Source organism: Microbacterium sp. Root322 (genome assembly GCF_001425645.1).
GTDB lineage: Bacteria > Actinomycetota > Actinomycetes > Actinomycetales > Microbacteriaceae > Microbacterium > Microbacterium maritypicum.
Genome location: NZ_LMCS01000002.1, coordinates 766,896 through 781,323, shown reverse-complemented (window position 1 = coordinate 781,323; position 14,428 = coordinate 766,896). Strand labels below are relative to the sequence as shown.

Sequence of the window (14,428 nt, the reverse complement as noted above, 5' to 3'; positions counted from 1 at the left end):
GCCCAACGCTATGGCTGCCTGAGAATTCCCTGGGTGGATATGACGAAGGATGACGCGCGAGCCCGGATCCGTTCGGTGGCCGGCTGGGGATCCCCGTCAGCGCGGTGCGAGCACCAGCAGGTCGCCGACCTCGCAGTCGAGCGCCTCGCAGATCGCCCGCAAGGTCGAGTAGCGGATGGCGCGGGCCCGGTCGTTCTTCAGCACCGACAGATTCACGATGCTCACCCCCACCGCGGCGCTCAGCTCGGTGAGCGTCATCCCGCGGTCGGCGAGCAGCTCGTCGAGTCGGCAGTGGATGCCGGTGAACTCGTCGTCGCTCTCGGCCGGGGTCATACCAGTCCCTCCGTGTCCTTCTCGAGCGCGAGCTTCTCGTTCTGCAGCCGGATGCCGCGGCGGAATGCCACCGCGATCAGGCCCACCGTCACCCCGGTGGCGAAGATCGGCGCGACGCTCCAGAACTCGATCGGATGCACCGGTTCCCCGTCGCCGATGCCGAGAGCGGAGGTGACGCCGTTGCGGCCCATCGTCTCGAGCATCACGATCAGGATCGGAGCGCCGACGAGCGTCCAGCCGATCACATCGAAGGCTCGCGCGTTCGGACGGACGAAGAAGCGTCCGCGGAGGAAGTTCCAGGCGACCAGCGTCACCGCAGCGATGACCGCGACGGCCGCGAGAGCCCACAGCGCGATGGCGGCGATGATGGCCGTGACCGAGGCCGCGTTCACCCCGTCGGCGATGACCATCGCCTCGTCCGCGAACCCCTCGATCGAGATGGCACCGGAGTCGGTTGTGGCGGAGATCGGCTGCTGGTCGATGGGGACCGTCCAGGCGATCCCCGTTTCGCGGAAGGTGCTGGCGACGCGCAGGATCGTGGCGAATGCGACGGTGACGAGCGCCGCAGCCGCGTAGAGGATCACGGTGATGGCGTCCGCGGTCTCGGAGCGGGTGGCCGGGGAAGTCGTCTTCGTCATGGTCATCAGACCAATCCTTCCGTCTCGCGCTGCAGTCGATCGCCGATCACGAACGTGGTGCCGATGACCGAGATGATGAACGCGGCCAGGATGAAGGTGAACGGCTCGATGCTGATCACCGCATTGTCGACAGCGTTCTCGGTGACCGCGGAGACGGCGGCGTTGGCCAGCATGTTGTCGAAGAACCGCACGGCCGCGAAGCCGAGCAGGCCGACGATGCCGGCGACCATCACGAGTCGCGTGTTGCGTCGGCTGAACACCGTGCCGCTCAGGATGCTGCGCGCCAGCAGCATCAGGCATCCGATCACGACGATGATCGCGACGATCTGGGCGAGCTGTCCGATGACGCCCGCGCCGATCGCGATCCCCGGCAGGGTCGGGGCGGTGAGGATCGCCCTGTCCAGTTCGAGGGTGATGTTCGCACCACCTGCGCCGAGCGGAGCCTCGATCGGCTGATCCACGAACTCGACCATCACCGGGATCATCGTGCCGCTGAGCAGGGTGACGATGCGGATGATCGAGAAGACCGTGATGTACGCCGCGATCGCCACGCCGGCGATGCAGAAGGCGATGAGTGCAGCGGCGTCGCCGCGGGACAGCGTGCCCTGTTTCGTCGAGGTCATGATCGCTCCTTATCGATGATCGTTGTTAGCGATAAACGATAAGATAACGACAATCGATAAGCTCGTCAATCCCCGTCGCTTTCGACACCTCGTCACACCGCCTGCCATAGCCCCGGTATGCCCACGGCGAACACGGGCATACGTGCCCGATGTGGTGGTTACTCTCGATGTACAAGCGCTTCACGCGTCTTCGCCCCGTGCGAATAAGGAGTCACAGCATGTTCGAGAGATTCACGGACCGAGCCCGTCGAGTGGTCGTCCTCGCCCAAGAAGAGGCGAAGATGCTCAACCACAACTACATCGGAACCGAGCACATCCTGCTCGGTCTCATCCACGAGGGCGAAGGTGTCGCCGCCAAGGCGCTCGAAAGCCTCGGCATCTCCCTCGACGCCGTGCGCGAGCAGGTGCAGGACATCATCGGCCAGGGTCAGCAGCAGCCGACCGGGCACATCCCGTTCACCCCGCGCGCCAAGAAGGTGCTCGAGCTCAGCCTCCGCGAGGCCCTGCAGCTCGGCCACAACTACATCGGGACCGAGCACATCCTGCTCGGCCTCATCCGCGAGGGCGAGGGCGTCGCCGCCCAGGTGCTCGTCAAGCTCGGCGCCGACCTCAACAAGGTCCGCCAGCAGGTCATCCAGCTGCTCTCCGGCGCTCCCGGCCGTGAGCCGGCCTCCGTCGGTGCGCAGACGAACGACTCGCAGGCCAGCGCCCAGGGCGGCTCCGCCGTGCTCGACCAGTTCGGCCGCAACCTCACGCAGGCCGCGCGTGACAACAAGCTCGACCCGGTCATCGGGCGCGAGAAGGAGGCGGAGCGGGTCATGCAGATCCTCTCCCGCCGTTCCAAGAACAACCCCGTCCTGATCGGCGAGCCCGGCGTCGGCAAGACCGCCGTCGTCGAGGGTCTGGCACAGGCGATCGTAAAGGGCGATGTGCCCGAGACGCTGAAGGACAAGCAGCTCTACTCGCTCGACCTCGGCTCGCTCATCGCCGGGTCCCGCTACCGCGGTGACTTCGAGGAGCGCCTGAAGAAGGTCACCAAGGAGATCCGCACGCGCGGCGACATCATCGTCTTCATCGACGAGATCCACACCCTGGTGGGTGCGGGTGCCGCTGAGGGCGCGATCGACGCGGCCAGCATCCTGAAGCCGCTCCTCGCCCGTGGCGAGCTGCAGACGATCGGTGCCACCACGCTCGACGAGTACCGCAAGCACTTCGAGAAGGATGCAGCGCTCGAGCGTCGCTTCCAGCCGGTGCAGGTCAACGAGCCGACACTGCCGCACGCGATCAACATCCTCAAGGGACTCCGCGACCGCTACGAGGCGCACCACAAGGTGCAGATCACCGACGGCGCTATCGTGGCCGCGGCGAACCTCGCCGACCGCTACGTCTCCGACCGGTTCCTTCCGGACAAGGCCATCGACCTGATCGACGAGGCCGGCGCACGCCTGCGTCTGTCGATCCTGTCGAGCCCGCCCGAGCTGCGCGAGTTCGACGAGAAGATCGCCGCCGTGCGTGAGCAGAAGGAGGTCGCCTCCGAGGAGCAGGACTTCGAGAAGGCCGCATCCCTGCGCGATGAGGAGAAGAGCCTCCTCGCCGAGCGTCTGCGTCTCGAGAAGCAGTGGCGTGCAGGCGACGTCGCGACCTCCGCGGTCGTCGACGAGGGGCTGATCGCCGAGGTGCTCGCACAGGCCACCGGCATCCCCGTCTTCAAGCTCACGGAGGAGGAGTCCAGCCGACTCGTCTTCATGGAGAAGGCCCTGCACCAGCGCGTCATCGGTCAGGAAGAGGCGATCGCCGCCCTCTCCAAGACGATCCGTCGTCAGCGTGCCGGTCTCAAGGACCCGAAGCGCCCCTCCGGCTCGTTCATCTTCGCCGGCCCCACGGGTGTCGGAAAGACCGAGCTCGCCAAGGCTCTCGCCGAGTTCCTGTTCGACGACGAGGCTGCGCTGATCTCGCTCGACATGAGCGAGTTCGGTGAGAAGCACACCGTCTCGCGTCTGTTCGGTGCCCCTCCCGGATTCGTCGGATTCGAAGAGGGTGGCCAGCTCACCGAGAAGGTGCGGCGCAAGCCCTTCAGCGTGGTGCTCTTCGACGAGATCGAGAAGGCCCACCCTGACATCTTCAACTCGCTGCTGCAGATCCTCGAAGAGGGTCGTCTCACCGACGGTCAGGGTCGGATCGTGGACTTCAAGAACACGGTCATCATCATGACCACCAACCTCGGTGCGCGCGACATCGCCGGCGGTCCCGTGGGCTTCCAGATCGAGGGCAACGACTCGACCAGCTACGACCGGATGAAGGGCAAGGTGAACGAAGAGCTCAAGCGGCACTTCAAGCCCGAGTTCCTGAACCGTGTCGACGACATCATCGTGTTCCCGCAGCTCTCCAAGAGCGAGCTGGTGCAGATCGTCGATCTGTTCACCAAGCGCCTCGGCGAGCGTCTGCTGGACCGCGACATGACGATCGAGCTGTCGCAGGCCGCCAAGGAGCGCCTCATCGAGATCGGATTCGACCCGGCGCTCGGCGCCCGACCGCTGCGTCGCGCGATGCAGCACGAGGTCGAGGACCGTCTGTCGGAGAAGATCCTGCACGGCGAGCTCAACTCCGGCGACCACGTGAAGGTCGATGCGAAGGACGGGCAGTTCCTGTTCGAGCACGGCCCGCGCGACGGCGGCCCCGTCGCGGTCGGCGTCAACACCGGCGGCGGCGCGATCTCCGGCACCCCCGACCTGGCGGTCGCCAGCGGGGAGTGACCTCGGTTGAATCACGAGAAGGGGCGGATGCTGCGGCATCCGCCCCTTTCCTGTGTCCGGCACAGGCGCCACCGGGTCACGGGTTCTAGGCTTGTGATGTGAGCGAGTACATCGTCCGGCCGGCGCGGAGCGCCGACATCGTCGGCATCCGTGACCTGCTGCAGCCGCTCGTGGAGCAGCGCATCCTGCTCGGCAAAGACCTGGCGGTGCTGTACGGCGCCGTGCAGGAGTTCGTCGTCGCGGAGGCCGACGGGGTGCTGATCGGATGCGGCGCCCTGCACGTGTTCTGGGAAGACCTCGGCGAGGTGCGCACCCTCCTGGTGCGCGACGACTGGCTGCACCACGGCGTCGGACGTGCGATCGTGGACCGCCTGGAGGAGAACGCCGCCACGCTCGGGCTGACCCGCCTGTTCTGCCTCACCTTCGAGGTCGACTTCTTCGGCCGGCGGGGCTACACGCCGATCGGTGAGCAGGTGGTCGACTCCGACGTGTACTCGCAGCTGCTGCGCAGCGGTGACGCGGGTGTCGAGGAGTTCCTCGACCTCGCCCACGTCAAGCCGAACACGCTCGGCAACACCCGCATGCTCAAGGTGCTCTGACTCCGCCTCCGCCCGTGCCGTGGGGCCTCCCAGGCTGAGGGCGGAGGATCGCTTAGCCTGGAGTCATGCCCCGTCGCTCCGCCGCCGTCTACCGTCGTCGGCGACTGGCCGTGATCGGAGGGCTCGTCCTGGCCGTCGCGGCCATCGGGATCGGATCCTGGCTCCTGATCGCGCGCCCGTGGGCCGCCGCCGACACGGCTTCGCCCGCGCCGGCGACGCCGTCGATGTCGCCCTCGCCGTCTGCCGATCCGTCCGCCGGGGGAGAGTCGCCCGCTCCCGAACCCTCAGCCGTGCAGACCCCGGCGATCGTGGCCTGCGAGGCGGCCGACATCGAGGTCACGGCAGTCACCGACTCCGACACGTACGCGGCCGGGGTGCTGCCGAAGCTCTCGATCTCGCTGACGAACAAGGGCGCCAAAGACTGCACGATCGATGTGGGGTCGACGACCCAGGTCTTCACGATCTCCAGCGGCGCCGATGTCTGGTGGCGTTCGACCGACTGCCAGGAGAACCCGAGCAGCATGATCGCCACGCTCACGGCGGGCACCACGGTCACGAGCAAAGACCCCGTCACCTGGGATCGCACTCGGTCGAGCGTCGAGACGTGCGCGCAGGAGAATCGACAGCGGGCACCGGGCGGAGGAGCTTCGTACCACGTGGAGGTCTCGATCGGCGGGTTCACGAGCCCTTCGAGCGCGCAGATCCTGCTCTACTGAGGCCCGCTGAGTTCGAAGCGAACTCCGAAGACGCTCTTCGAAAATCGTCGCAAGTCGGCGCTGTCGCTACGAAATCGGGCGATGTTTGCCGCCGTCGGCACGCGATGCTGACAACGGTGACTCTTTGGGATACCATAGAAGCGACTCTCCGCATCTGCGGCACCAAGCCATCCCCAGTGGCGTCGAACTACAGCGTCCCCAGCGCTTCGACACCGCCGCTCGAGAGTCCGAGGGCCCTCTCGAGTACCCCAGTCCCCAATGTGGGACTCGAGAGGGCCCCAATCGTCTCCGCTGCCGAATCGGCGCTTCGCGCTTCGTGCCGTGAATAAGCTGGACACATGGCAGCGAAGAAGGCGAAGGCCGCGAAGAACAAGCCCGCACCCGAGGACTTCCGTTCGGATGCTCTGGCGCAGGCCCTGGAGAAGCAGGACGTCGCTGCGGTCGCTCTCGCCCTCCGCCATGGCACCACGGTCGTGCCGCTGATCAAGCCCGGCGCACGCGACAACCCGCTCGACAGCGGCGAGGTGTGGACCTACCGCGACCCGAAGACCGGCGACCTCGCGCTGCTGCTGTTCAGCGACGCGAAGAACAAGCCGGCCAACCTGCCCCCTGGCGTCGGCATCTACGGTGCCGACTGGCTGCGCAAGTTCCTCGCCGCACACCCGATCACGACGGTGTTCCTCGACATCGCCGGCCCTCACCCCATGCAGGCGGACCCTGCCGAGCTGCTCAAGGCGCTCGACGCCTGAGAGCCCCGACCGTTCGCGTCAGAACGGCGGGATGTCGCGATCGGAGCGGCGTGACGTGTTGCGTGCTCGCACATCGCCGAGCGCGGCGCGGAGTGTCTTCGAACGGTCGTCGACCACCTGCTCGTATCCCAGGCGTGCGGCCTCGGACCGTCGCTGCGCCGCCTGGGTGACCGGACGGATCTCGCCGGCGAGGCTCAGCTCGCCCACGGCGGCCACCGTGCGCGGGACCGAGATCTGCTGGATGGACCCTGCCACGGCGATCGCGATCGCGAGGTCGGCCGCCGGCTCGGTGAAGCGCACGCCACCGACCGTCGACACGTAGACGTCGAGACTGCCGGTGGGCACACCTGCGCGACGCTCGAGGATCGCCAGCACCATCGCCACCCGCGAGGAGTCGAGGCCGTGCACGATGCGGCGGGGGTTGGGCGCGTTGCTGGGCACCGTGAGAGCCTGCACCTCGACCGGAAGAGCACGCCGGCCTTCGAGCGAGATCGCGACGCAGGTGCCCGGCTCGGTGGCCCCCTGTGAGAGGAAGAGGCCCGAAGGGTCGGGCACCTCGGCGATGCCGTCTCCGGTCATCTCGAAGCAGCCGACCTCGTCGGTCGGCCCGAAGCGGTTCTTGAGGGCGCGGATGAAGCGCAGCGACGTCTGCCTGTCGCCTTCGAAGTGGCACACGACGTCGACGAGGTGCTCGAGCACCCTGGGGCCTGCGACCTGTCCGTCTTTCGTGACGTGGCCGACGATGATGATCGGCAGGTCGCGGTCTTTCGCGATGCGGATCAGCGCCGCCGCGACCTCGCGCACCTGGCTCGGCTGCCCGGCAGCACCGTCGATCAACGACGATGAGACCGTCTGCACCGAGTCGACGATCACGAGCTGCGGCTTCACCTCGTCGATGTGACCGAGGATCGTCGCCAGGTCGGTCTCACTCGCCAGATAGAGCTCGTCGTGCAGGGCGCCGGTGCGCTCGGCACGCAGTCGCACCTGGCCGGGAGACTCCTCGGCGCTCGCGTAGAGCACACGGCGTCCGCCGCGAGCGGCCTGCGCTGCGACCTCGAGGAGGAGAGTCGACTTGCCGACGCCGGGTTCGCCGCTGAGCAGGATCGCCGCGCCCGGCACGATGCCCCCGCCGAGCACACGGTCGAACTCGCCGACGCCGCTCGAGCGCCGAGGAGCATCCTGCGTCGTGATCTGAGTGATGGGCCGTGCGGCGCGATCGGCCGTCGGTGCGACCGGGCCGACCCGTCGGAGGATGCCGGTCTGCGCCGCCTGTTCCTGGACGGTTCCCCACTGCTGGCACTCGCCGCAGCGCCCGACCCACTTCGCGGTCGTCCACCCGCATTCCGTGCACACGTACGCGGGTGGAGCGGGTTTCCGGGTGGCCATGCCCCCAGGCTATCGCCGGGATCAGACATCCCTATCGGCCAGGTGTTTATTCACGGCCCATCCTCTCTGCAAACTCGCAGTCTCGCGGGATACTGGGTTCATGGCCAACGGCGGGCCCGTTTGCGGGCCGATCTCGAGCTACTCCCGGGTGCAGATCCTGCACTTGCTCTTCGAAGCGGGAAGTTCGCAGACCCGAGGCGAGCTCTCGATCACCGAGCTGTGCGAGGCCACGGGGCTGCACCCCAACACGGTCCGCGAGCACCTGGGGCGCTTGATCGAGGGCGGCTACGTGATCCCGACGATCGAGCATCGCACCACGCGGGGCCGGCCGCGCACGCTGTACAGCGCCGCGACCGGAGCGCCGGGCGCCTCCAGCCCCGTCGCCCGCGACAAGGCCAAGGCCGCTGCGCGCCGCGGCGACCTGATGCGGAGCATGCTTCCCGATGTGGCATCCGGTCTCGGCCGAGACGCCACCTACCAGCTCGACGCGCTCGTGGAGCACCTGGAGGAGAGCGGCTTCGAGCCCGTGCTCGACGACCAGCGGCTCACGGTCGACCTCAGCCCCTGCCCGCACGCCGCCGGACGCTCGGAAGATCGTCCGATGCTGTGCCGTGTGCACCTCGAACTCATGCAAGGCGTCCTCAACGAGGCAGGCGGACCACTCGAAGCCGAGTGCGTTCGTGATGCCGTCCTCGCCTCGGACTGCACCGTGCAGCTGCGCGACACCACCGCGTCGCTGATCGAGGGAACGGAGCCGCCGCGTCACCGCACGACGCCGCAGCACCACAGAACAGGAGTCGCGCATGGAATGGCTTGATCCGCTCGCTCTCGCCCGATGGCAATTCGGGCTGACGACCGTCTACCACTACCTCTTCGTGCCGCTGACGATCGGCATGGCGCTGGTCGCCGCGATCTTCCAGACCGCGTGGGTGCGCACCGCCAAGGTGCAGTACCTGCATCTGACCCGCTTCTTCGGCAAGATCTTCCTCATCAACTTCGCCATGGGCGTCGTCACCGGCATCGTGCAGGAGTTCCAGTTCGGCATGAACTGGTCGGACTACTCCCGCTTCGTCGGCGACGTGTTCGGCGCACCGCTCGCCTTCGAGGGCCTGCTGGCCTTCTTCTTCGAGGCGACCTTCATCGGGCTGTGGATCTTCGGCTGGGACAAGCTCCCGCAGAAGCTGCACCTCGCCACGATCTGGTGCGTCTCGATCGGCAGCATCCTGTCGGCGTACTTCATCATCGCCGCCAACGCGTTCATGCAGAACCCCGTGGGCTACACGTTCAACGAGGCGACGAACCGTGCGGAGCTGACCGACTTCTGGGCACTGCTGACCAACCCGGTCGCGCTCGCCGCGTTCCCGCACACGATCTTCGGCGCGTTCATGTTCGCGGCCGGTGTCGTGATCTCGGTCTCGGCCTGGCACCTCTCGCGTGGCCAGCACTTCGACACCATGCGCATCTCGCTCAAGTTCGGGCTGTGGGCCATGATCGTCTCGACCGCCGGCGTGGTGCTCACGGGCGACCAGCTCGGACTCGCGATGTACGCCGCGCAGCCGATGAAGATGGCCGCCGCCGAGGCGACGTTCAACACGGTGTGCGGGCCGGATGCCTCGTTCAGCATCTTCACGCTCGGCACACCGGACGGCAGCTCGGAGCTGTTCTCCATCCGCGTGCCGTATCTGCTCTCGCTGCTGTCGACCCACACGCTCGACGCGTGCGTGCACGGCATCAACGACCTGAACGCCGAGTACGCCCAGACGTACGCCTCCACCGGTCTGACCGACTTCGCCCCGATCCTGTGGATCACGTACTGGGCGTTCCGCTGGATGATCGGCCTCGGCATCGCCGCAGCGCTCGTGGCCGTCGCCGGTCTCTGGGTCACCCGCAAGGGTGCCAAGAAGCCTGTCGCCCCGTGGATGTGGAAGGTCGCGATCTGGTCGTTCCCGCTCGCGCTGGCCGCCAACATCATGGGCTGGGTCTTCACCGAGATGGGACGGCAACCCTGGATCGTGTTCGGGCTGATGACGACGCAGGACGGTGTCTCGCCGGGCGTCAGCGGGCTCGAAGTGCTGATATCGCTCATCTCGTTCACCGCGATCTACGCGGCGCTCGCCGTCGTCGAGATCCGTCTCATCATCCGGGCCGCGCAGAAGGGGCCCGACACCGAAGAGAAGCCGCATGACGAGACGGCCCAGCTGCCGTCGGTCGTCTACTGAGAGGGAGGAGCATCATGGATCTCGCAACGCTCTGGTTCTTCATCGTCGCCTTCTTCTTCGTGGGCTACTTCGTCCTCGACGGGTTCGACTTCGGCGTCGGCATGTCACTGCCGTTCCTCGGCAAGGACGACGTCTCGCGCCGTCAGGTCATCAACACGATCGGTCCGGTCTGGGATCTCAACGAGACCTGGGTCATCGTCGCCGGCGCCGTGCTGTTCGCGTCGTTCCCCGAGTGGTACGCCACGCTGTTCAGCGGGTTCTACCTGCCGCTGCTGCTGATCCTGCTCGCACTGATCCTGCGCGGGGTGTCGTTCGAATACCGGCACCAGCGCGACAGCGTGAAGTGGAAGGCCGGCTTCGACCGGATGATCGTGATCGGCTCGGTCGTCCCCGCGCTGCTGTGGGGTGTCGCGTTCGGCAACATCGTGCAGGGAGTGGCGATCGATGAGAACCACATCTACGTGGGTGGCTTCTTCGCCCTGCTGAACCCGTACTCGCTGCTGGTCGGCGTCACCACGCTGCTGCTGTTCTTCCTGCACGGCGTGCTGTTTGTGGCGCTCAAGACCGACGGACAGGTGCACGAGGACGCACGGAACCTGGCGAAGAAGGCCGCGATTCCCACGATCCTCGTCGCGGCCGCAACCGTGATCTGGACGGTGTTCATCGCGATGGGCCGTGAGGCTCCGCTGCTCTGGCTGGTCATCGGCACCGGGGCGCTCGCGGCGGTCAGCCTGATCGCGGCGGTCGGATTCTCGCTCGTCCGACGCGACGGGTGGGCGTTCTTCTCCGGCATCCTCACGGTGCTGTTCGCCGTGGTCATGCTCTTCTCCGCCCTGTTCCCGTACGTGATGCCCTCGACGATCGACCCGGCGTACAGCCTCACGATCGCGAATGCGTCGAGCACGCCGTATACGCTGCAGATCATGAGTTGGACGGCCCTGATCGCGATGCCGCTCGTGCTCGCGTACCAGGCCTGGACGTACTGGGTCTTCCGCAAGCGCGTCACCCGGAAGTCGATCGAGGGGGCTCCGGCGCACGCGTGAAACCCGTCGATCCGAGACTGCTGCGCTACGCGGGTGCCGCGAGGGGATTCCTCGCGGCATCCGCGTTGATCGGCGTCATCCAGACGGTGGTCACGATCGCGTTCGCGTGGCTGCTGACCGACGCGATCATCGGTGCGATCGCGGGGCGCGACGTCACCTCGTCGCTGCTCTGGCTGCTACTGGCGGCGCTCCTGCGCGGACTGCTGATCGCCGCGTCCGACGCGGCAGGCACACGCGCAGCCGCGAAGACCGGGATGCAGCTGCGTTCGGCGCTCGTCGCGGCGGTCGGGAAGCTGGGCCCGGGGTGGCTGGCACAGCGGAATCAGACCGAGCTCGCGGTCACCGCAGGTCACGGGCTCGAGGCGCTCGACGCCTACTTCGCCCGGTACATCCCGCAACTGGTGCTGACCGTGATCGCGACGCCGGTGCTGGTCGCGGTGATGTGGTGGCAGGACTGGCCGAGCGGTCTCACCGCGGTGATCACCCTGCCGCTGATCCCGATCTTCCTGATCCTGATCGGGATGGCGACGCGCACGGTGCAGACGTGCCAGTGGCAGACGCTCCAGCGCCTGGCCGCCCGCTTCGCCGACACGGTGCAGGGACTGTCGACGCTGCGACTGTTCGGACGTGATCGCCGCGCGGCCGATCGCATCGAGGTCACGGCCGACGAGTACCGCCGCGAGACCATGAAGGTGCTGCGGTTCTCGTTCCTGTCGGGTTTCGCGATGGAGTTGCTGGCCTCGATCGCCGTGGCTCTGATCGCGGTGTCGGTGGGGTTCCGACTTCTCTCCGGTGACCTGACGCTCGAGGTGGGGCTGTTCGTGCTGCTGCTCGCGCCCGAGGCATTCCTGCCGATCCGACAGGTGGGCGTGCAGTTCCACGCGGCGTCCGAAGGAGTCGCCGCGACCGAGGACGTCTTCGACGTGCTCGACGCCGCGGGGGAGCGCACGGGGGAGCGCTCGGAGGAGAGCGCACGGATGCAGGAGCGTTCGACGGATGCAGGAGGAATCGCCGTCGGAACCTCCGACATCCGGGAATCGGTCCTGCATGTGGACCGCACGGATGAGGGAAGCCTCGTGGTCGCGGGGCTGCGCGTGCGCGACCTGCCGCCCGTGTCGTTCACGGCCGCGCCGGGGACCATCACCGTCATCGAAGGGCCGAGCGGGTCGGGGAAGTCGTCGCTGCTCGCGGCTCTCCGCGGCGCGGTCGAGTTCGAGGGGACGGCCGCCTTCGCGGGGAAGGACGTGCGGGGGCTCGCGCCGTCGGCATGGCTCGCGTGGGCGGGGCAGGCTCCCGGTCTGACCCGGGGGACCGTGGCGGCGAACGTTGCGCTCGGCGACCCGGTCCCCGACGCCGACCGGACCCGCGCCGCCCTCGACGACGCCTGCGCCGAGACCGTCGACGCCGATCTCGAGCTCGGTGTGCAGGGAGCGGGGCTCTCGGGCGGGCAGGCCCAGCGCGTGGCCGTGGCCAGGGCGCTGTACCGCCAGGCATCCGCCACCGACCGTGTGCTCGCACTCGATGAGCCCTCGAGCGCGCTCGACCCCGAGACCGAGTACCGGTTGTGGCGCTCGCTGCGACGGAGGGCCGATGCCGGAGCCATGATCCTCCTCGTCTCGCACCGTCGCACCGCACGGGAGATCGCGGATCAGATCGTGGAGCTGGGGGTGAGCGCATGACCGCACGCCGCGCCGCAGCCGACGCCGTACACCCGCGCACCCACCGGGTCCGCGACATCCTCCGCCTCGCGCAGCCCCCTGTCGGGCGCTTCGTGCCCGGTCTCATCTGGGGTCTGCTCTCGGCCGCTGCCGCCGTGAGTCTGCTCGCGGTCAGCGGCTGGCTGATCGTGAGCGCCTCGATCGTCGACTCGCTCGTGCCGCTATCGGTCGCCGTCGTGGGGGTGCGCTTCTTCGCGGTCTCGCGCGCGGTCACCCGCTACCTCGAGCGACTGAGCGGACACGATGCCGCGCTGCGTCAGCTCGCCTCGACCCGCGCCGACATGGTGCGCCGGTTGATCCCGCTGTCTCCGGCCGGCCTCGGCTCGACGGATCGTGGTCGGGTGCTCACGGCGCTCGTCGACGACGTCGAGAATCTGCAGAACCTGCCGCTGCGCGTGGTGCAGCCGCTCGGGGTCGCGGCCCTCGTCGCCGTCGGGGCCGTCGGTTTCGTGGCGTTCGTCTCGCCCCCGGCCGCGCTCACCCTTGCGGTGTGCCTGCTCGTCGCCGCAGCCGCCGCGATCGGTCTCGGCTGGGTCTTCGGCTCCCGCGCCGAGGTGCTGGTCTCGGCGCGTCGCGCCGACCTCTCCGCCGCTCTCGTCGACTACTTCGGCAGCCTCGACGTGCTCATCGCGTACGGAGCAGAGGAGCAGGCTCGCGCGCGGATCAGCACAGCGGATGCCGCACTGAGAAAGGTCGTCGACCGCGCCTCGCTCGCGCAGGCGATCGCCGCCGGTGTGGTCTCCGCGGTCGCCGGGGCCGCCTCGGTCTGGGCGCTCGCAGCCGCGGCTCCCGGACTCGTCGACGGGTCGATCGACGGCCCGTGGCTGGCGGTGGCAGTGCTCGTGCCGATGGTGGTCTTCGAGATCTTCGGTGCGGTGCCGATCGCTGCGGCATCGTGGCGGAGCGTGCGCTCCAGCGCCGAGCGCATCGTCGACGTGCTGCCGGAGCGGATGCCGGACGAGCTGCGCTCCGACGCCGGCGACGACATCGAGATCGACGGCACCCCGACCGTGCGTCTGCGCGGCGTCCGGGCGAACTGGCCGGGCGGTGCCCCGGCCCTGAGGCGGATCGATCTCGACCTCCGTCCCGGGGAACGGGTGCTGGTCACCGGCCCCAGCGGAGCGGGCAAGAGCTCACTGGCCGCGGCCCTCGTCGGCTTCCTGCGCGTGGAGGGCGAGTATCTGATCGATGGGCGCGATGCCGCGGAGCTCTCGGGACCGGCGCTGCGTCGGGTGATCGGGCTGTGCGAGCAGAGTCCGCAGCTGTTCGACGAGGACATCCGCCAGAACCTGCTCTTCGCCCGGGACAGCGCCACGGACGAGGAGCTGCTGGATGTGCTCGACCGGGTCGGTCTCGGCACCTGGGTGCGTGAGCGCGGAGGTCTGGACGAACGGGTCGGCGACCGTGGCGCGCTGGTGTCCGGCGGACAGGCGCAGCGGATCTCCCTCGCCAGGGCGCTGCTGCGTGGGTTCCCCGTGCTGGTGCTCGATGAGCCGACGGCCGGGGTGGATCCGGAGGCGTCGGATGCGCTGCTGCGCGACCTGCTGCAGGCCGCCGGCGATCAGACGGTGCTGCTGATCTCGCACGTCGCGCCACCTGCGGGAACCGTCGGACGCACGGTGCGGATCGAGGGCGGCCGCACGGTCTGAGG

At 68.2% G+C, this 14,428-nt stretch carries 13 protein-coding genes; 9 read left to right on the top strand and 4 right to left on the bottom strand.

Features of this window, described 5'->3' with window-relative positions; genetic code table 11:
• Positions 1-96 precede the first annotated feature (96 nt).
• From ASC55_RS08650 to ASC55_RS08640, 3 genes are read right to left on the bottom strand one after another with little or no spacing between them, the layout of a single operon-like run.
• On the bottom strand, positions 97-333 hold the full coding sequence (locus ASC55_RS08650) for a helix-turn-helix domain-containing protein (protein ID WP_017829424.1): 237 nt from the start codon (positions 331-333) through the stop codon (positions 97-99).
• Positions 330-977 carry a hypothetical protein gene (locus ASC55_RS08645; protein WP_055874455.1) on the bottom strand — a complete coding sequence of 216 codons (648 nt, stop codon included), beginning with the start codon at positions 975-977 and terminating at the stop codon, positions 330-332. The genes ASC55_RS08650 and ASC55_RS08645 overlap by 4 nt, the downstream gene beginning before the upstream one ends.
• The gene (locus ASC55_RS08640; protein ID WP_055865974.1) at positions 977-1,594 is read right to left on the bottom strand and encodes a DUF2975 domain-containing protein; all 618 of its coding nucleotides are present in this window, start codon (positions 1,592-1,594) and stop codon (positions 977-979) included. Before ASC55_RS08640 ends, ASC55_RS08645 begins: the two co-directional genes overlap by 1 nt.
• Positions 1,595-1,812: 218 nt before the next feature.
• On the opposite strand from ASC55_RS08640, the gene ASC55_RS08635 reads away from it, so the two are divergent.
• The 4 genes from ASC55_RS08635 (at position 1,813) to ASC55_RS08620 (ending at position 6,411) form a co-directional block, all read left to right on the top strand.
• Positions 1,813-4,347, top strand: a complete 2,535-nt coding sequence (locus tag ASC55_RS08635; RefSeq protein WP_055865971.1) for an ATP-dependent Clp protease ATP-binding subunit — start codon at positions 1,813-1,815, stop codon at positions 4,345-4,347.
• Positions 4,348-4,445: 98 nt separating this feature from the next.
• Positions 4,446-4,946 carry an amino-acid N-acetyltransferase gene (locus ASC55_RS08630; RefSeq protein WP_017829419.1) on the top strand — a complete coding sequence of 167 codons (501 nt, stop codon included), beginning with the start codon at positions 4,446-4,448 and terminating at the stop codon, positions 4,944-4,946.
• A gap of 65 nt (positions 4,947-5,011) precedes the next feature.
• A complete protein-coding gene (locus ASC55_RS08625; RefSeq protein ID WP_055865970.1) occupies positions 5,012-5,662 on the top strand; it encodes a hypothetical protein in 651 nt (216 codons plus the stop codon).
• 338 nt (positions 5,663-6,000) lie between these two features.
• Complete coding sequence (locus ASC55_RS08620) at positions 6,001-6,411, top strand: hypothetical protein (protein WP_017829417.1); 411 nt, start codon at positions 6,001-6,003, stop codon at positions 6,409-6,411.
• A gap of 18 nt (positions 6,412-6,429) precedes the next feature.
• On the opposite strand, the gene radA is transcribed toward ASC55_RS08620, so the two are convergent.
• A complete protein-coding gene (radA, locus tag ASC55_RS08615; protein WP_055874452.1) occupies positions 6,430-7,797 on the bottom strand; it encodes a DNA repair protein RadA in 1,368 nt (455 codons plus the stop codon).
• A 100-nt stretch (positions 7,798-7,897) separates the two neighbouring features.
• On the opposite strand from radA, the gene ASC55_RS08610 reads away from it, so the two are divergent.
• From ASC55_RS08610 to cydC, 5 genes are read left to right on the top strand one after another with little or no spacing between them, the layout of a single operon-like run.
• On the top strand, positions 7,898-8,614 hold the full coding sequence (locus tag ASC55_RS08610) for a helix-turn-helix transcriptional regulator (protein ID WP_031205691.1): 717 nt from the start codon (positions 7,898-7,900) through the stop codon (positions 8,612-8,614).
• Positions 8,601-10,016, top strand: coding sequence for a cytochrome ubiquinol oxidase subunit I (locus ASC55_RS08605; RefSeq protein WP_055865967.1), 1,416 nt, complete (start codon positions 8,601-8,603; stop codon positions 10,014-10,016). Before ASC55_RS08610 ends, ASC55_RS08605 begins: the two co-directional genes overlap by 14 nt.
• Before the next feature lie 14 nt (positions 10,017-10,030).
• The gene (gene cydB, locus ASC55_RS08600) at positions 10,031-11,059 is read left to right on the top strand and encodes a cytochrome d ubiquinol oxidase subunit II (protein ID WP_055865966.1); all 1,029 of its coding nucleotides are present in this window, start codon (positions 10,031-10,033) and stop codon (positions 11,057-11,059) included.
• Entirely contained in the window at positions 11,056-12,738 is a 1,683-nt protein-coding gene (gene cydD, locus ASC55_RS08595) for a thiol reductant ABC exporter subunit CydD (protein WP_055874449.1), read from the top strand. The genes cydB and cydD overlap by 4 nt, the downstream gene beginning before the upstream one ends.
• Positions 12,735-14,426, top strand: coding sequence for a thiol reductant ABC exporter subunit CydC (cydC, locus tag ASC55_RS08590; protein ID WP_055874446.1), 1,692 nt, complete (start codon positions 12,735-12,737; stop codon positions 14,424-14,426). Before cydD ends, cydC begins: the two co-directional genes overlap by 4 nt.
• The last annotated feature ends 2 nt before the right edge of the window (positions 14,427-14,428 follow it).